Origin of the sequence: Mesorhizobium sp. WSM3873 (genome assembly GCF_001672445.1) — a bacterium.
Taxonomy (GTDB): domain Bacteria; phylum Pseudomonadota; class Alphaproteobacteria; order Rhizobiales; family Rhizobiaceae; genus Mesorhizobium.
Window position 1 is genome coordinate 1 of record NZ_LYTM01000016.1, and the last position, 18,392, is coordinate 18,392.

Consider the following 18,392-nt stretch of genomic DNA (forward strand, 5'->3'; position numbering starts at 1 on the left):
ATCCCCTACTGCCTGAGCCAACGCCCGCCCCCTGCGCGGCCAATTGCGGTTTTGCCGACCGGTTGGCAGAGTGCCGCGCGAGAAAGAGGGGCTTCATGCATTCAATCGACCGGACTTCCATCGGCGGCATCGCCGCCGCCCGCATAGCCGAGCTGCGCGAGGCCGAGGCGGCCGCCTTCCGCAAGGCGCGGCCGAAGTCCGAGGCCAAGGTTGGCAACGGCATGGCCGGCTTCCTCGGCGGCGTGCCGATGCATTGGATGACCGACTGGCCGACGCCATTTGCGATCCTGGTCGACAGCGCCAAGGGTGCCACGATTACCGATGTCGACGGCAACAAGCTCGACGATTTCTGCCTGGGCGACACCGGCTCGATGCTCGGCCATTCGCCGCCGGCGGTCGCCCGCGCCATCCGCCGGCAAGCAGCACGCGGCTTGACCTATATGCTGCCCAGCGAGGATGCGCTGGCGATCGGTCCGCTCTTGCAGCAGCGCTTCCGCCTGCCGTACTGGCAGATCGCCACCACCGCCACCGATGCCAACCGCTTCGCCTTGCGGGTCGCCCGCGCGGTGACTGGGCGCGAAAAGATCCTGGTCTTCAACGGCTGCTATCACGGCTCGGTCGACGAGACGATGGTGCGACTGATCGACGGCAAGCCGGTCAACCGGCCTGGGCTGGCAGGCGAGTTCCGCGATCTCAAACGGGCAACCAAGGTTATCGAATTCAACGATATTGCAGCATTGGAAGCGGCACTTGTCGACCGCGATGTCGCCTGCGTGATCACCGAACCGGTGCTGACCAATTCCTGCATGGTGCTGCCGGAGCCCGGCTTCCACGACGCGCTGCGGCGGCTCACCCGGGCCGCCGGCACGCTGCTTTTGGTCGACGAGACGCACACCATTTCAACCGGGCCCGGCGGTTACACGCGACGGCACGGGCTGGAGCCGGACCTGTTTGTGCTCGGCAAGCCGGTGGCCGGAGGCGTGCCGGCCAGCATCTGGGGCATGAGCGAGGAGATCGCGACGCGCTACGGCGCCTACAATCGCAGCAAGGAGCCCGGCTATTCCGGCATGGGCACCACGCTGTCGGCCAACCCGCTGCAATTCGCGGCGATGCGGGCGACGCTCGAAGAGGTAATGACCGAGGAAGCCTATGCGCATATGGACCGGCTGGCGCGCCGCCTCGACGCGGGGCTCTCCGACGTCATCGAGCGAAACAAGCTGCCTTGGCATGTCGCGCGCGTCGGCGCCCGCGTCGAGTTCATCTGCGCGCCCGGGCCGCTAAAGAACGGCGGCGAGGCGGAGAAGGCACATGCGCCGGAACTCGAAGCCGCCGTCCATGTCGCGCTGGTCAATCGCGGCGTGCTGATCGCGCCGTTCCACAATATGATGCTGATCTCGCCGGCGACGACCGCGGCGCAGGTAAGCCGCCTGATCGCGGCTTTCGCCGCGGTTGCCGCCAGGCTTACGGCATGAGACAAGCGGCTATGGACAATCCGAGCACAGTTGTGACCTCCCCTTCGGGCTCGACGCCGGCCGAGGCGAAAGCGTTTCTCGCCGCCCATCCCGACATCGAGGCCTTCGACATCGTGCTCACCGACGCCAACGGCATCGGCCGCGGCAAGATCGTGCGCCGGCACGAGCTGATGAGCATTTTCGAGGGCGGAAGGCATATGCCGATCTCGATCCTCGGCCTCGACATCACCGGTGAGGATGTTCACGAGACCGGGCTGATCTGGGACACCGGCGACGGCGACCTCAGGGCATGGCCGGTCCCAGGCACGCTGGTGCCGCTGCACGGCACCAAGCCGCCGCGCGGCCAGGTGCTGATGGCGATGTATCGTCTCGACGGCCAGCCGATGACCTCCGATCCGCGGCTGGTGCTGGCAAGGCAAGTCGAGCTCCTGGCGGCGCGCGGCCTGCATCCGGCCGGCGCCTTCGAGCTGGAATTTTTTCTGCTCGCCAATGAGCGCGACGCCGACGGCAAGGTGCAGGCGGCGCGCGCGGTGCTCGACGGCCGCCGCTCGGGCAAAACGGAAGTCTATTCGGTCGACCACCTGCACGGCATGGAGCCGCTGTTTTCCGACATCTACGCCGCCGCCAGGGCGCAAGGCATTCCGGCCGAGACGGTGATTTCCGAATATGCGCCCGGACAGTACGAGCTGACGCTCAACTACCGCAAGGACGTGATGCGGGCGGCCGACGACCTGGTCATGCTGAAGCGGCTGGTGAGGGCGCAGGCGCGCCGGCACGGCGTCACCGCCTGCTTCATGGCCAAGCCGATCGAGGCCTATGCCGGTTCGGGCATGCATTTCCACGTCTCGCTGCAGGACGATGCCGGCCGCAACGTCTTCACAGAATCTGCCGGCGAGAAATGGTCGCCCAGCCTGCTCAACGCGCTTGGCGGCCTGATCCACACCATGGCGGAATCGATGCTGGTGTTTGCGCCGCATGCCAATTCATGGCGGCGTTTCGTGGCGCAATCCTATGCGCCGGTGGCGCCGACCTGGGGCGTCAACAACCGCTCCGTGGCGTTGCGCGTGCCGGCGGGCGATGCGATGAACCGGCGTATCGAGCACCGGCCGTCCGGCGTCGACGCCAACCCTTATCTTGTGGCGGCGACGGTGCTGGCGGGCATCGTCAAGGGCCTCGACGAGGCCCTTGACCCCGGACCGGAAACGACCGGCAACGGTTACGAGCAGCCAACGGAAGCCTCCACCATGCCCACCGATTGGCGCGCCGCGATCGAGGCCGCACGTGGCTCCGAATTCCTGAAATCGGCGCTCGGTCCCGACCTGCACAGGACCTTCGTGGCGATCAAGCAGGCGGAATATCTGCGCGTCGCACGCACCGTCAGCGAACTCGACTACCACCTCTACCTCCACGAGGTCTGAGGACTTGGCCTCGCAGACGGAGTGATCACGTTTCGCCGCGACACTCAAAAGTTATAGCCAGGCGACTTTCTGGAACATATCATGAACACATGGCTGTGCTTTCCGTCCGCGAGAAACTGGCGATCCTGTCCGACGCCGCTAAATACGACGCCTCCTGCGCATCGTCCGGTTCGGCGAAACGCGATTCGCTGAAATCGGGCGGCATCGGTTCGACCGAGGGCTCGGGCATCTGCCATTCCTACGCGCCGGACGGGCGCTGCATTTCGCTGCTGAAGATCCTGCTCACCAATTTCTGCATTTACGACTGCAGCTATTGCATCAACCGCTCCTCCTCCAATGTGCGGCGAGCCCGCTTCAGCGTCGACGAGGTGGTGCGGCTCACCATGGATTTTTATCGCCGCAACTACATCGAGGGTCTGTTCCTGTCTTCCGGCGTCATCCGCTCGCCGGACGAGACGATGGGCGAGATGGTCGAGGTGGCGCGAAGGCTCAGGATCGAGGAGAAATTCGGCGGCTATATTCACCTCAAGACCATTCCCGAAGCGTCAGCCGAACTGATCGAAAAAGCAGGCCGTTATGCCGATCGCCTGTCGATCAATGTCGAGCTGCCGACCGACGAAGGGGTGAAGAAGCTGGCCCCGGAAAAGAAGCCGGAAACGATCCGGCTTTCCATGGCCAAGCTGCGCCGCAAGATCGAAGAGAAGGCCGAACCAACGTTGCAGAGCCGCAAACGCGAGCGCTTTGCGCCGGGCGGCCAGTCGACGCAGATGATTGTCGGCGCCGACAAAACGTCCGACGACGGCATCCTGCGCGCCAGCGCCCGGCTTTATGGCAGCTACCATCTGCGCCGCGTCTATTATTCCGCCTTCAGTCCGATCCCGGATTCGTCTGCGGCGCTGCCGTTGCAGAAGCCGCCCTTGATGCGCGAGCACCGGCTTTACCAGGCGGACTGGCTGATGCGCTTCTACGGCTTCTCGCAGCCTGAAATCCTGGCCGGCAGCAATGACGGCATGCTCGACCTTGCCATCGATCCCAAACTTGCCTGGGCGCTGCGCAACCGCGGCCGGTTCCCGGTCGACGTCAACCGCGCCGATCGGGAGGCGCTGCTGCGTGTCCCGGGGTTGGGCACGAAGGTCGTCGACAGGATTCTGCAGACGCGCCGCCATCGCCGGCTGCGTCTCGAAGATGTCGGACGGCTCTGCCATTCGGTCGCCAAGGTACGCCCCTTCATCACTGCGGAAGGCTGGTCGCCGGGCGCGCTCACCGACAAGTCGGGCCTGCGCCAGATCATCAGCCGCTCTTGCGAGCAGCTTTCGCTGTTTTGACCATGGCACGGACCCAGCTCAGCCTCGCATCTCATCTCGTCCGGCTTGAAAGCGAGACCGATTTCGCCGGTTGGCGCGATGCGGCGCGCCGGCTGGCCACGAATGATATTCCGCCGGAAGACGTGGCTTGGCAGGTTGGCCACGACGATGATGATCGCGCCAACGATTTGCCGGCTTGCCGACAAGATGCGCGGCTTGTCGTGCCGCGCGACTTCATCGAACGCGCAGAGACGGTCATCTGTCATTCGGACCCCGAGCGTTTCAACTTCCTCTATCGGCTGCTCTGGCGGTTGCGCGTCGAACCGAAGCTGCTGTTGATCGCTTCCGACCCGGATATCCGCAGGCTCGAGTTCATGGAAAAGGCGGTTCGGCGCGACATTCACAAGATGCGCGCCTTCGTGCGCTTCCGGAAGATCGGCGACGGCGCGGAGGAACGTTATGTCGCCTGGTTCGAGCCCGACCATTTCATCGTCGAGCGCAATGCCGATTTCTTCGTGCGCCGCTTCGCCGGCATGCGCTGGACGATTCTAACGCCGCACGCCTCGGCCGACTGGGACGGCGAGCGGCTGTCGATCGGCCCAGGCGCCGGCAAGCGCGACGCGCCGGCAGAAGACGACGCCGAGACGCTGTGGCGGACCTATTTCGAGAATGTCTTCAACCCGGCCCGCCTCAAGGTGAAGGCGATGCAGAAGGAGATGCCGAAGAAATATTGGCGGAACCTTCCCGAGGCCTCGCTCATTCCAGACCTGATAGCAGGAGCGGACAGAGCCGCGACAGCCATGATCGCCCGGATGCCAACCTCCCCAGCGCCGCACCACGCCAAAGTGAAGGCAAAACACTGGCCTTCGCCGGAGCCGGCGGATGTGGTGGCGCCCGAAAGTACGGATATTCCGGCATTGCGCGAAGAGGCGAGCGGTTGCCGGCGTTGCCCGCTCTGGCGCGATGCTACGCAAACCGTGTTCGGCGAGGGACCGGAGAATGCCGACGTGGTGTTTGTTGGAGAGCAGCCCGGCGACCAAGAGGACCTTGCCGGCAAGCCGTTCGTCGGGCCCGCGGGCAAGGTGTTCGACAGCATTTTGGACCAGGCCGAGATCGACCGCCGCAAGGTCTATGTGACCAATGCGGTGAAGCATTTCAAGTTCGAGCCGCGCGGCAAGAGGCGGATCCATTCAAAGCCCAATGCCGGCGAAATTCGTGCCTGCCGCTGGTGGCTCGACAAGGAACTTGACATCATCAAGCCAAATCTTGCGGTGGCGCTCGGCGCGACAGCAGCGCAGTCGCTGCTCGGCAAGGCGGTGCCGATCACCAGGATGCGCGGCGATGTCATCCAGCGCGAGGACGGCTTGCGCGTCTTTGTCACCATCCATCCCTCCTTCATCCTGCGCATCCGCGAGCACGAGGACAAGGAGGCCGAGAGGGAGCGGTTTCTCACCGATATGAAGAAGGTGAAGCAGCTGATGGCTGCTTGACCGATCTGCGCGCCTGAACGGGACTTGCGCGGACGGATGCTGTTGTACGAGTCGTGCGACTGGGGAGAATTGGGCGAGATGCCCGTCGCCTCGTCATCCACGGGCGAAGCAAGGAGCGGAGCGACGCGCGCGCAGACCCGAGGATCATTCCGTTACCTGCAGGCGTCGCAACGATGCACAATTCTGCTCCGCTGCATTCCATGCCCGAGGTCACGGAATGGATTCCAGGGTCTCCGCGACGGAGCTTCGCTCCTGCTTCGCCCTGGAATGACGACTTCAGCGTTTATTGCGCTACCGGACGAGTATCGCCCTTAGATCATTGACGTTGGTCCCGGTCGGACCGGGCACGAACAGATCGCCGACCGCGTTGAAGGCGGTCCAGGCATTGTTGCCGGCAAGCATAGCCTTGGCATCGACGCCTGCGGCACGCATGCGCGCCACGGTCGTGCCGTCGGCGAAGGCGCCGGCATTGTCCTCGGAGCCGTCGATGCCGTCGGTGTCCGCGGCTAAAGCATGGATGCCGCTGACCCCATCGATGCCGATGGCGAAGGCAAGCAGGAATTCGGAATTGCGGCCGCCCTTGCCTTTCGCCCGCAGCGTTACCGTCGTCTCGCCGCCGGAGAGAATCAGCATCGGCTTCTCGAAAGGCCGGTTACGGGTCGCCACCTCGCGGGCAACCGCGGCATGCACGCCGCCTACCTCGCGCGCCTCGCCCTCGATCGAATCCGACAGGATGACGGCCTCGATGCCTTGCCGCTTCGCTTCGGCGGCCGCGGCTTCCAGCGAGACGCCGGCCGAAGCGATGAGATGCACTTCATTGCCGGCAAAGCGCGGATCGTCGGAGTGTGGCGCATCGGCTGCGGGAGACTGAATATGCGCCATGACCGCATCCGGCAGGCTCATGCCGCAGGCGGCGATCGACGCCAGCGCATCCGCGCGGCTGCCGGTGTCGGGGACGGTCGGCCCTGAGGCCACCAGCGCCGGATTGTCGCCGGGAATGTCGGAGACGACCAGCGATACGACGCGGGCCGGATGTGCGGCGCCGGCCAGCCGTCCGCCCTTTATGGTCGAGACGTGCTTGCGGATGGTGTTCATCGCCGCGATCGGCGCGCCGGAAGCGAGCAGCGCCTCGTTGACGGCGATCTCGTCGGCAAGAGTCAGGCCGGGAGCGGGCGACGGCAGCAGCGCCGAGCCGCCGCCCGAAATCAGCGCCACGACCAGATCGTCCGCGGTCAATCCGCGCACCTTCTCGAGCAGCCGACGCGAGGCTTCGAGGCCGGCGGCGTCCGGCACCGGATGCGCCGCCTCGATGATCTCGATGCGCTCGGATTTTGCGCCATAGCCGTAGCGGGTCACGACCAGCCCATCGATCGGACCATCCCAGACCTTCTCGAAGGCCGCCGCCATCTGCGCCGAGCCCTTGCCGGCGCCGATAACGATGGTGCGGCCCTTCGGTTTTGCCGGCAAATGATTGCGGATCGTCTTTTCCGGATCGGCGGCGGCGACGGCAGCGTTGAAGATCGACGTAAGGAAAGTTTTTGGATCGGTCATTGCTCTTCCGGCGGCAACTTGAGCTTGCTCGCATCGACTCCGAGATGGGCGCAGAGCGCATCGACAACGACACCGTGGTCTTCTCGTTCGGGCAGACCGGAGACGGCGATGACACCGATCACGCCTGCACCCTTCACCGCGACGGGAAAGCCGCCGCCGGCCAGCACATAGTCGGCGATGTCGAGCGCTTCGCCGACCTTGAAGGTGCGGTCGGGTCGCTGCTGCTCCAGCACCATGCGATAGGTGCTTGTGAGATAGCGCTTGACGACATTGATCTTGCGCCGCGCCCAATCGGGGTTGGAGGCGTTGGAGCCCGGCATGGCGGCGTAGAATAGCGGACGGTCGAAGGTCCTGATGTCGACGATGATCGGCAAGTTTTCGTTGAGCGCCCGCTCCCTGATCGCCGCGCCTATCTGGAAGGCCACGGCCTCGTCGAAGGCCGGAAAGACCAGCGTGGCTTCCTGTTTCTTGATCAGAGCGATGTCGTCGGCGGCAGCCATGGCGTTTCCCCTGTCAATGTCGACGCACGCTTTGGCCGATGGCTGACGCGGGGTCAAGCGACGAGCACGTTTAATCTATGCGACAATCGCGCTCTTGGCCGGCCGGCCCGCCACATAGACCTCGGTCACGGCGCGGTCGTCGCCCAGCGTCTGCAGCAGGAAGAGCTCTTCCGCCAGGGTCTCCACCGTCTCCATCCTCAGCCGCATCGCCGGCGTGGCGTTGGCGTCGAGCACGACGATGTCGGCATCCGTGCCTTCTTCCAGCGTGCCGATTTTTTCGGCGACAGACAGCGCCTCGGCATTGCCGCGCGTCAGCTGCCAGAAGGACTGGAAGGGGTTGAGCTTCTCGCCATTCAGCGCGATGACTTTGTAGCCCTCGTCCATGGTCCGCAGCATCGAATAATTGGTGCCGCCGCCGACATCGCTGGCGGCAGCGATCCTGAGCGGCTTTTCGCGGCGGCGGTAGCGCTGGTAGTCGAACAGGCCGGAACCGAGGAAGAGGTTGGAGGTCGGGCAGAACACCGCAACCGAACCCGATTGCGACAGCGCATCGGCTTCGCGCTCGGAAAGATGAATGCAGTGGCCGAACAGGCTCTTTTTGCCCAGCAGGCCGTAATGCTCATAGACGTCGGTGTAGTCGCGCGACCAGGGGTAGAGCTCCTGGGTGAAGGCGATCTCGGCGTGGTTTTCCGACAGATGCGTCTGCATGTGGAGATCGGGATGCTCACGGCAGAGCGCGCCGGCCATCTCCATCTGCTCAGGCGAGGAGGTGATGGCGAAGCGCGGGGTGATGGCATAGAGCTGGCGGCCCTTGCCGTGCCATTCGGCAATCAGCGCCTTGCTGTCGTCATAGCCGGTCTGCGGCGTGTCGAGCACGCCCTCCGGCGCATTGCGGTCCATCATCACCTTGCCGGCGATGTTGAGCATATTGCGGTCGTGCGATTCGGCGAAGAAGGCTTCGGCCGAAGATTTGTGCACCGAGCAATAGGCGACGACCGTCGTCGTGCCCTGGCGCAGCATCTCGTCGAGGAAGAGCCTGGCGATGCGGCGGCCATGCTGCGCGTTCGCGAATTTCGACTCCTCCGGAAAGGTGTATTTGTTCAGCCAGTCGAGCAGCTCGGCGCCGTAGGACGCGATGATCTGCATCTGCGGCACATGCACATGTGCGTCGATGAAGCCCGGCAGGATGAGATGCGGGCGATGGTCGATCGTCTCGACGCCGGCGCCGGCACGCTTGGCGATCTCGGCATGCGGACCGGCGGCAATGATCTTGCCGTCGTCGATCAGCAGCCCGCCATCCTCCTCGTAGCGCCAGGCGGAATGGTCGTCGATTGCTTCGGGCCAGCGCAGGAAGGAGAGCGTGCGGCCGCGCAGGAGTTTCGAGGTCATGCTTACTTTCCGGCGCCTTCGAACCAGGCCACCAAAAGGGCCCGTTCCTGGTCGGTTATCTGAGTGACGTTGGCGGGCGGCATGGCATGCGCGCGGCCGGCCTGGAGGTAGATCTCCCGGGCATGCTCGGCGATGCGCGCGTCGGTGTCGAGCAACACGCCCTTCGGCGCATGGTAGATGCCTTCATAGGCCGGCTCTTCGGTATGGCACATCGAACAACGGCCGAGCACGGTGTCGCGCACGGCCGGGAAATGCGCCGAGGCGATGTAGACCTGGGCAGCAGCGGATGCGGCGGAGGTCTTGGGCTCCGCTGTCAGCACCTTGGGCACGGTCGACAGCCAGATGACGATCATGAACAGCACGGCGGCACCCAGCCAGGTCCAGGTCGGGTTGCCCTTCCTCGCGTGCACGGTGTTGAAATAGTGCCGGATCAGCACGCCGATGATGAAGACCAGCGAGGCGATGACCCAGTTGAACTGCGTGCCGAAGGCCAGCGGGTAGTGGTTCGACAGCATCAGAAACAGCACCGGCAAGGTCAGGTAGTTGTTGTGCAGCGAGCGCTGCTTGGCAATCTTGCCGTATTTCGGGTCTGGCTTGCGGCCGGCGATCAGGTCGGCGACGACGATCTTCTGGTTGGGGATGATGACCATGAAGACATTGGCCGACATGATCGTGGCGGTGATGGCGCCGAGATGCAGGAAAGCGGCGCGGCCGGTGAAGAGGTGGGTCAGCCCCCAGGCGATGAAGACGAGCACGCAGTAGAGCACCAGCATCAGGCCGGTATCGCTTTTGCCGAGCGGCGAGCGGCAGAGCAGGTCGTAGACGATCCAGCCGACGCCGATCGTTGCCAGCGACAAGAGGATGCCGACGGGCACCGAGATGTTGAGCACGTTGGGGTCGATCAGGAAGAGGTCGGCGCCGGCATAGTAGACCACGCAAAGCATGGCGAAGCCCGACAGCCAGGTGGCGTAGGATTCCCATTTGAACCAGGTCAGGTGCTCCGGCATTTCGGCCGGCGCCACGAGATATTTCTGGATGTGGTAGAAGCCGCCGCCATGCACCTGCCACTCCTCGCCGAAGGCGCCGGCGGGCAGGCCGGGACGCTGGCGCAGCCCGAGATCGAGGGCGACGAAATAGAAGGACGAGCCGATCCAGGCGATGCCGGTGATGACATGCAGCCAGCGGACGGCGAAGCTCAGCCAGTCCCAGAAAATCGCAAAATCCATCATCGAGTCGCCCCTGGGAAATCGTCCCTGCCGATCAGGCGACTTTACGGTCTGGAGCGCAAACGAAAAGAGGCGGGGCGCGCGATGACTTTCAAAAAAAAATGGAAAATACTAGGGTCGTCCCACGCAGCCATTTGAGAGCCACGACCGTCGCATGGCCTATCTCGACAATATCGCCGTCTTCGTCCGCGTCGTCGAGCTCGGCAATCTGTCGGCGGCCGGGCGCGACATGCGCATCTCGCCGGCGGTCGCCTCCAACCGCATCAAGGAGTTGGAGAAGCACCTCGGCGTGCGGCTGTTCAACCGCACCACGAGGCAGCTGATGCCGACCGAGCACGGCACGGTGTTCTACACCGGCGCCAAGCAGGTGCTGGACGCGATCACCGAGGCGGAGGCCGCGGTCGCAGCACTTTCCGGCCAGCCGCGCGGCACGATCAAGGTGACGGCGCCGCTCGGCCTCGGCCGGCGGCTGATCGCCTCGGGCATTCCGGATTTCCACGACAAATACCCCGATATCGAGGTGCGGCTGAGACTCTCCGACCACAATGTCGACATCATGAAGGAAGGCATCGACGTCGCCTTCCGGCTTGGCATCATCGAGGATTCCAGCCTTCGGATGCGCGGCATCATGGAATGCGAGCGCGTGCTGGTCGCGGCGCCGAAATACCTCGAGGCGCGCGGCGAGCCGGTCGAGCCGCAGGAACTGATCGGCAAGAAACATGATTGCCTGATGCTGCGCTATTCCGGCACGCGCGAATATGTCTGGACGCTGCAGACGCCGAACGGTCCGCAGAAATTCGAGGTGCATGGACCCTACGATACGGACGATGGCGATGTGCTGACAGGCTGGGCGCTGTCGGGGCGCGGCATCATCAACAAGCCGCGCTTCGAGGTCGAGCCGTTCATCCGCGACCAGCGGCTGAGAGTGATCCTGGCAAAGACGCCGCCGACGCCGGTCCAGTTCGCCGCCGTCTATCCGCACAAGAAGCTGCAGGATCCGAAGGTCCGCCTGCTGCTCGACTTCATGGCCGATCGCTGCCAGCGGCTGATCAAGGACATTCTTGCCGGCAAGTAGGCTGGCGGGCACGCGCCTTCGCGTGGGTGACCACACTCAGTCTTCGTCCATCAGGCGGGCTGTGCCGGATACCCGGATCGAGCTGCCCGGGGTGGGCGGAATATCGGCATGCAGCCGAGAGCGCATGCCCATATCCTCGCCCTGAACGATGTCGACCGCGCCGCCATGCGCCCAGCCAATGTCGCGCAGATAGCCGGCAAAGGCGGCGGTGGCAGCGCCGGTCGCCGCATCCTCATAGACGCCGCCGGAAGCGAAGGGATTGCGCGTGTGGAAGAGACGCGGCGTTTCGGCATAGGCGAGCAGGATCGTTACCAGTCCCTCGCGCCGCATCAGGGCCCGGCCCTGTTTCAGGTCATAGGCCATGGCGGCGAGCGCCTTGCGCGACTTCAAGGCCAGCACCAGATGGTCGGCGCCGCCATGAACCAGCGCGGGCGGAATGGCGGGATCGAGATCGCCCTCCTGGTAACCGAACATCGCCAGGGTTTCGCCGGCCAGCTCCGACGGGGCCGCCCGGCTGCGCGTCGGCGGCGACTGCAGGGCGGCGGCAAAATTGGCGCCGTCGCGAAACCCTTCGACGGTGATGGCGGCCTGGTTCAGGAGCAGCTTGAAAATTCCGTCGCCGAACCTTCTGACCAACGCCGCGCCCAGCGCGATGGTGGCGTGGCCGCAGAACGGCACTTCCGATTCGGGCGAAAAGTAGCGGACACGCCAGCCTTCCCCTTCACGTGCGGCAAAGGCGGTCTCGGAAAAGCCGACCTCTGCAGCGACGCGCTGCATGTCTGCGGCGTCGGGCAGAACCTCGCCAATCACCACGCCGGCCGGGTTGCCGCCACTGTTGCCGTCCGAAAACGCCGCTATGCGCAAAACATCCATGTCGCTCGTCCCGTGTTCGTCATTCGTGTTCGTCAGGCGTGCAGAAAACACGGTTCAATCCGGTTTGGGAAACGAAGAAAGCGACGAGCAGCTGTGAGCATCAGTCATACCTTCGCCAGTGTGCGCCCCTCGATCCGATGCGGAACGAAACCCGCTCCGTCCCCGTTCTGGCGATTGGCGGCTGCACGGCCGCCCTTCGAGACCAGTCCCCAGCTTTCGCAGCGACCCAACGCCACAGGAGCCGACCATGGACGCCATTGTCACCAAGAACGACCTCAAATCCGACGCCAAGAAGGAATCGATCGATCTTCTCAATGCCAGGCTTGCCGATGCCATCGACCTAGCGCTGGTCACCAAGCAGGCGCACTGGAACGTCAAGGGACCGCAGTTCATCGCCATCCATGAGATGCTCGACGAATTCCGCGAGGAGATCGACGGCCATGTCGACATCATCGCAGAACGCGCCGTGCAGCTCGGCGGCACCGCGCACGGCACCTCGCAGGACGTGTCGAGGGCAACGAAGCTCCAGCCCTATCCAACCGACATCCACAAGACCAAGGATCATCTGGCGGCGCTGATCGACCGTTATGCCACGGCTGCCAGGCTGGCGCGTGAGGCGATCGACGAGGCGGACGACGCCGGCGATGCCGACACCGCCGACATCTTTACCGCCTACTCGCGTTCGCTCGACAAATTGCTGTGGTTCCTCGAAGCGCATACGCAGGAAAAAGAATAGCCGGCTCAGCGTTCCTCCGATGGCCGGGTAAATCAGCCGGCCATCGCCTTTTCGGGCGCGGCCGAAGCCTGGGCCGCATGCGACACCAGCGCCGTCATGATTTCGGCGGCGGCGAGCGCGGCGATCACCGGCGGGCGCTTGTCCTTCACGGTATTGCCGCCGATCGGCGAGACGAGACGGTTGAACTGGGCCTCGCTGCCCTCGTCGGACTTCAGGAACCAGTTCTTGAACGTCGCCTTCTTGGTCTTCGAGCCGATCATGCCGACATAGGCGGCGTCGTCGCGCTTGAGCGCCTCGGCGACGATCAGGAAATCGAGCGCATGGTCATGGGTGAGGATGGCGAAGGCCGATCCGGCCCGGGCTTCGCGCACCACCGCTTCGGGCATCGGCGTCAGCCGCGTCTCAACCGTTTCCGGCATGCCTTCCAGCGCATCGGCCCGCGTCTCGACGACCTCCACATGAATGGGCAGCAGCGCCAACGACGCGGCCAGCGCCTGGCCCACATGGCCGCCGCCAAAGACATAGACATGCGGCAGATCCGCCTCCTCGGCCTCGGCCTTGGCGATCAGTTCCTGTTCGATCCTAGCGTCAACCAAGCGGATCAGAACCTCGACTCGGCCGCCGCAGCATTGGCCGATTTCAGGACCCAGTGGAACATCCAGGGTCGCGCAGGTTTCGTCGACCTCGATGCGGGCTTCCCTCCCCCTCCAGGGCAGGGTGGCGGCGGAGCCGCCAGGTCGGGTCACCGGGGCAGTGCGCGGCGCTCTCTTGCCTTCTGAGAGCCCCCCCTCTGGCCGCTTCGCGGCCATCTCGCCCTCAAGGGAGGAGAAAAGCATCTGCCGCGCCTTGTCTATCGCCATGAATTCAAGCTGGCCGCCGCCGATGGTGCCGAAAATCGCCGATGACGAGACAAGCATGAAGGCGCCGGCTTCGCGCGGGGTCGACCCCTTCGTGGCCGCGACCTCGACGAGCGCGGCCCGGCCTGCCTGGCCGAGAAACCCCTTCAGGCTTTGCACTTTCGAGTTCATCGTCTGCATTTCCACCCAGGAAATATAGCGTTTTGTGCCCCGAATTGCACGTTTTGGCCGGTTCAGGCCGGCTTTGCGGCTTCCCGCTTCAGCCTTTCGATCGCCATCAGCACCCGTTCCGGCGTCGCCGGGGCATCGAGGCGCGGGCAGATCTTGTGATCGGCGACACTCGCCACCGCGTCGGAGAGCGCATGCAGCACCGACATGCCGTGCGGCAGCGGCGGCTCGCCGACCGCCTTGGAGCGATGGATGGTCGGCTCGTAGGCCGACGACCAGTCGGTCAGCTTGACGTTGAAGATTTTTGGCCGGTCGGAAGCGAGCGGGATCTTGTAGGTCGACGGCGCATGCGTGCGCAGCCGGCCGCCGTTGTCCCACCAAAGCTCTTCCGTCGTCAGCCAGCCCATGCCCTGGATGAAGCCGCCCTCGACCTGGCCGAGGTCGATCGCGCTGTTCAGCGAGCGGCCGGCATCGTGCAGGATGTCGGTGCGCTCGACGACATATTCGCCCGTCAGCGTATCGACCGAGACTTCCGAGCAGGCCGCGCCATAGGCGTAGTAGTAGAAGGCATGGCCGCGGCCCTTGCTGCGGTCCCAATGGATCTTCGGCGTTTTGTAGAAGCCAGCCGCCGAGAGCTGGACGCGGTTCATGTAGGCTTGCTTGACCAGATCGTTGAAGACGATTTCCTGGTTGCCGATGCGCACCCGGTTGGGCAGGAACACGACCTGGTCGAGCGGCACCTGGTATTTTTCGGCCGCGAAATCGGTCAGCCGCTTGCGGATTTGCCGAGCGGCATCCTGCGCCGCCATGCCGTTGAGGTCGGCGCCGGAAGATGCCGCCGTCGGCGAGGTGTTCGGCACCTTGGCTGTGGTGGTGGCGGTGATCTTGACCCGATCGAGATCGATCTGGAATTCCTCGGCGACGACCTGCGCCACCTTGAGATGGAGGCCCTGGCCCATTTCGGTGCCGCCATGGTTCATATGCACCGAGCCGTCTGCATAGACATGCACCAGGGCGCCGGCCTGGTTGGCCTCGGTCTTTGTGAAGGAAATGCCGAACTTGACCGGAGTCAGCGCCAGGCCGCGCTTGATGAAGCGGCTGTTGTTGTTGAAGGCGCTGATCTCGCGCCGCCGCCGCGCGTAATTGGCGCTTTCCTCCAGCTCCGCGACGATGCGGTGGATGATGTTGTCCTCGACCTTCTGGTGATAGGGCGTGAGGCAGCGTTCGCCGATCGCATCCATCGGGTCATAGAAATTGAGCTTGCGGATTTCGAGCGGATCCTTGCCGACCGCGAAAGCCACTTCGTCGATGACGCGCTCCGCGCCGACCATGCCTTGCGGGCCGCCAAAGCCGCGGAAAGCGGTGTTCGAGACCGTGTTGGTGAAAAGCGGCGCCGATTTCGCGTGCACCGCCGGATAGAAATAAGCGTTGTCGCAATGGAAGAGCGCCCGGTCGCCGACCGGACCGGACAGGTCGGCGGAGAAGCCGCAGCGCAGGGCATAGGTGAAATCGACGCCGAGGATGTTGCCCTCGTCGTCGAAGCCGACCTCGTAGTCGATGGCGAAATCATGCCGCTTGCCTGTGGCGGTCATGTCCTCGTCGCGGTCGAGCCTGATCTTCACCGCGCGCCCCAGCTTCTTGGCCGCGATGGCGGCTATGGCCGCGCATTGGTTGGCCTGCGTCTCCTTGCCGCCGAAGCCGCCGCCCATGCGGCGCACTTCCACCGTCACCGCATGGCTCGGCACGCCGAGCGCATGCGCAACCAGATGCTGCGTCTCGCTCGGCCCCTGCGTCGAGCAATAGACGATCACCTCGTCGTCCTCACCGGGGATCGCCAGCGAGACCTGGCCCTCGAGGTAGAAATGGTCCTGGCCGCCAAGCCACATGCGGTTCTTGATGCGGCGGGGTGCCGCCGCAATCGCCGCGGCCGCATCGCCGCGCTTCAGGATCAGCGGCGTGGTGACCTGCTTGTCCTTGACCGGGTCGAGGTCCCAGATGTCGATCACAGCCGGAAGCTCGTCATATTCGATCCTAGCCAGGCGTGCCGCGCGGCGCGCCGCCTCGCGTGTCTCGGCTACCACGGCGAAGATCGGCTGGCCGTAGAATAGCACCTTGTGCTCGGCGAGCACCGGATCGTCATGCATGTTGCTCGGCGAGACGTCGTTCTCGCCGGGCACGTCGGCACAGGTCAGCACATCGACGACGCCTGGCGTTGCGCGCACCGCCGACAGATCGATGCTCTTCAGCGTGCCGTGCGCGACCTTGGCGAGGCCAAGGCCGACATGCAGCGTGCCGGCAGGCTCAGGCATGTCGTCGATATAGACGGCGGCGCCGCTGACATGCTTGTGCGCGGAATCGTGCCGCTGCTCGGTGGCGACGCCGCCGACGATTTTTTCGGCCTTGAGATTGGGAGTGGCGTGCTTGTTCATCAGGCCGCCTCGTTGCGGGTCACTTGGAACGGCGCCCTGGTGCCGGTGGTTTCGACATAAAAGCGCAGCAAAAGATTCTTCGCCGCCAGCGCCCGATACTCGGCGGTTGCACGCATATCGGTAATTGGCGTGAAGTCGCTGGCGTATTCGGCCATCGCGGACTCGACACTCGCTTCGCTCCAGACTTTGCCGATAAGGGCGGTTTCAACCGCAGTCGCCCGCTTCGGCGTCGGCGCCATGCCGCCATAGGCGATACGGATATCCGCCACGGTGCCGTCCTCGGCCTCGGTCAGGAAGAAGGCGCCGAGGGTAGCGGTAATGTCCTCGTCGCGGCGCTTGGTGACCTTGTAGACGGCAAATTTCGTGCCCTCTGCCGGCACGGGCACATGGACGGCCTCGACGAATTCGCCGGGCTGCCGATCCTGCTTGCCATAGGCAATGAAGAAGGTTTCGAGCGGGATCGTGCGCCGGGCATTTCCCTTGCGGAGCGTGAGCTGCGCGCCGAGCGCGATCAGCGGCGGCGGCGTGTCGCCGATCGGCGAGCCGTTGGCGATGTTGCCGCCGATGGTGCCCATGTTGCGCACCTGCTCGCCGCCGATGCGGTCGACCAGCGGTCCCAAGGCCGAGATGCGCCTGGAAAGCGTTGCGAAGGCTTCGCTGTAAGTCACGCCGGCGCCGATCGTAATCACGCCATCGGCCTCCGAGATCGTGCGCAAGCCGTCGAGGCCACCGATGAAGATAGCCGGCGAAATGTCGCGCATATGCTTGGTGACCCACAGCCCGACATCGGTCGAGCCGGCGACGATGGTGGCGCCAGGCTCCTTCTCGAGCACCATGGCGAAATCGTCGACGTCAGCCGGCACGATCAGCCGCTCCTTACCCGAACCGACCTCGACCCTGGCGCCGTCGCGAAGCGCTCCCAGCCGTGCAGTGATATCCTTGCGCTCCACTGCCAGCGGGTCCTTCGCCGCCTTGCCGTAGCTTGATATGGCGCGCGCGGCGCGCATGATCGCCTCGTAGCCGGTACAGCGGCAGAGATTGCCCTGCAGCGCCTTTTCGATCGCCGCGTCGGCCGGGTTGGGCGTCTTCATCCACAGCGCATAGAGCGACATGACGAAGCCAGGCGTGCAGAAGCCGCATTGCGAGCCATGGAAATCGACCATCGCCTGCTGCACGGGGTGAAGCTGTTCGCCATTGCCGCGCAGATGCTCGACGGTGACGACATGGGTGCCGTCGAGCGAGCCCATGAAGCGGATACAGGCATTGACGCTTTCATAGACCAGGCCCTCGACCGACAGCTTGCCGACCAGCACCGTGCAGGCGCCGCAATCGCCCTCGGCGCAGCCTTCCTTGGTGCCGCGCAGCGAGCGGTTCAACCGCAGCCAGTCGAGCAGGGTCGCGTCGGGAGCGATGTCGGTCAGCGCGACATCGGAGCCGTTCAGGATGAAGCGTATCTGGTTACGGGTCTTGTCGGCCATGTCTCAGCTCCCGCGATAGGTCGAGTAGCCGTACGGCGAGATCAAGAGCGGCACATGATAATGCCGCTCCTCCGCCATGCCGAAGCGGATCGGCACGGTGTCGAGGAAAGCCGGCTCCGGCAGGCTGGCGCCCTGCCCGCGCAGATAATCGCCGGCAGCGAAGACCAGCTCGTACTCGCCGGTGCGGAAGTCGGCGCCGGCAAGCAACGGCGCGTCGCAGCGGCCGTCATCATTGGTGGTGACGGTCTTCAAATGCGTGCGGGCCTGGCCTTCGAGGCGGAAAAGCCCGATCGAAAGGCCCTTTGCCGGCCTGCCGGTCGCGGTATCGAGGACATGGGTCGTCAGACGCCCGCCATCGGCTTTCGACGTTTCTGCCACTGGCCGCCTCCCATCCCAAGTAGTCGAACGTTTTCAGGTCAATTGTGC

At 64.6% G+C, this 18,392-nt stretch carries 15 protein-coding genes; 6 read left to right on the plus strand and 9 right to left on the minus strand.

What is annotated here, in order from left to right; translation table 11 throughout:
• Positions 1–95 precede the first annotated feature (95 nt).
• The 4 genes from A9K71_RS13390 (at position 96) to A9K71_RS13405 (ending at position 5,684) form a co-directional block, all read left to right on the plus strand.
• Positions 96–1,472 (plus strand): aspartate aminotransferase family protein, encoded by a 1,377-nt coding sequence (locus A9K71_RS13390; protein ID WP_066995924.1) that lies wholly within the window; start codon positions 96–98, stop codon positions 1,470–1,472.
• Between the two features lie 11 nt (positions 1,473–1,483).
• Entirely contained in the window at positions 1,484–2,890 is a 1,407-nt protein-coding gene (locus A9K71_RS13395) for a glutamine synthetase family protein (RefSeq protein ID WP_082980505.1), read from the plus strand.
• A gap of 89 nt (positions 2,891–2,979) precedes the next feature.
• Entirely contained in the window at positions 2,980–4,215 is a 1,236-nt protein-coding gene (locus A9K71_RS13400) for a putative DNA modification/repair radical SAM protein (RefSeq protein ID WP_066995928.1), read from the plus strand.
• A gap of 2 nt (positions 4,216–4,217) precedes the next feature.
• Positions 4,218–5,684, plus strand: coding sequence for a UdgX family uracil-DNA binding protein (locus A9K71_RS13405; protein ID WP_066995930.1), 1,467 nt, complete (start codon positions 4,218–4,220; stop codon positions 5,682–5,684).
• A gap of 291 nt (positions 5,685–5,975) precedes the next feature.
• Here A9K71_RS13405 and A9K71_RS13410 read toward each other — a convergent pair whose 3' ends face one another.
• The 4 genes from A9K71_RS13410 to A9K71_RS13425 all read right to left on the minus strand — a co-directional run bounded on the left by A9K71_RS13410 (position 5,976) and on the right by A9K71_RS13425 (position 10,353).
• Complete coding sequence (locus A9K71_RS13410) at positions 5,976–7,235, minus strand: glycerate kinase (RefSeq protein WP_066995932.1); 1,260 nt, start codon at positions 7,233–7,235, stop codon at positions 5,976–5,978.
• Positions 7,232–7,735, minus strand: coding sequence for a heme-degrading domain-containing protein (locus A9K71_RS13415; protein WP_066995935.1), 504 nt, complete (start codon positions 7,733–7,735; stop codon positions 7,232–7,234). The genes A9K71_RS13410 and A9K71_RS13415 overlap by 4 nt, the downstream gene beginning before the upstream one ends.
• Before the next feature lie 75 nt (positions 7,736–7,810).
• On the minus strand, positions 7,811–9,124 hold the full coding sequence (guaD, locus tag A9K71_RS13420; RefSeq protein ID WP_066995938.1) for a guanine deaminase: 1,314 nt from the start codon (positions 9,122–9,124) through the stop codon (positions 7,811–7,813).
• A gap of 2 nt (positions 9,125–9,126) precedes the next feature.
• On the minus strand, positions 9,127–10,353 hold the full coding sequence (locus A9K71_RS13425) for a urate hydroxylase PuuD (protein WP_066995941.1): 1,227 nt from the start codon (positions 10,351–10,353) through the stop codon (positions 9,127–9,129).
• Between the two features lie 151 nt (positions 10,354–10,504).
• Between A9K71_RS13425 and A9K71_RS13430 the strand changes: the two genes are divergently transcribed.
• The gene (locus A9K71_RS13430; RefSeq protein ID WP_066995946.1) at positions 10,505–11,425 is read left to right on the plus strand and encodes a LysR family transcriptional regulator; all 921 of its coding nucleotides are present in this window, start codon (positions 10,505–10,507) and stop codon (positions 11,423–11,425) included.
• A gap of 36 nt (positions 11,426–11,461) precedes the next feature.
• Here A9K71_RS13430 and A9K71_RS13435 read toward each other — a convergent pair whose 3' ends face one another.
• Positions 11,462–12,298, minus strand: coding sequence for a PhzF family phenazine biosynthesis protein (locus A9K71_RS13435; RefSeq protein WP_066996185.1), 837 nt, complete (start codon positions 12,296–12,298; stop codon positions 11,462–11,464).
• 247 nt (positions 12,299–12,545) lie between these two features.
• On the opposite strand from A9K71_RS13435, the gene dps reads away from it, so the two are divergent.
• Positions 12,546–13,034 (plus strand): DNA starvation/stationary phase protection protein Dps, encoded by a 489-nt coding sequence (gene dps, locus A9K71_RS13440; RefSeq protein WP_066995949.1) that lies wholly within the window; start codon positions 12,546–12,548, stop codon positions 13,032–13,034.
• Between the two features lie 32 nt (positions 13,035–13,066).
• Here dps and xdhC read toward each other — a convergent pair whose 3' ends face one another.
• The 4 genes from xdhC to uraH all read right to left on the minus strand — a co-directional run bounded on the left by xdhC (position 13,067) and on the right by uraH (position 18,344).
• Entirely contained in the window at positions 13,067–14,062 is a 996-nt protein-coding gene (gene xdhC / locus A9K71_RS13445) for a xanthine dehydrogenase accessory protein XdhC (protein WP_066996188.1), read from the minus strand.
• Between the two features lie 62 nt (positions 14,063–14,124).
• Entirely contained in the window at positions 14,125–16,488 is a 2,364-nt protein-coding gene (gene xdhB, locus A9K71_RS13450; protein ID WP_066995952.1) for a xanthine dehydrogenase molybdopterin binding subunit, read from the minus strand.
• Positions 16,488–17,966, minus strand: a complete 1,479-nt coding sequence (xdhA, locus tag A9K71_RS13455) for a xanthine dehydrogenase small subunit (RefSeq protein WP_066995955.1) — start codon at positions 17,964–17,966, stop codon at positions 16,488–16,490. The genes xdhB and xdhA overlap by 1 nt, the downstream gene beginning before the upstream one ends.
• 3 nt (positions 17,967–17,969) lie before the next feature.
• Complete coding sequence (gene uraH, locus A9K71_RS13460; protein ID WP_066995957.1) at positions 17,970–18,344, minus strand: hydroxyisourate hydrolase; 375 nt, start codon at positions 18,342–18,344, stop codon at positions 17,970–17,972.
• Positions 18,345–18,392 lie beyond the last annotated feature (48 nt).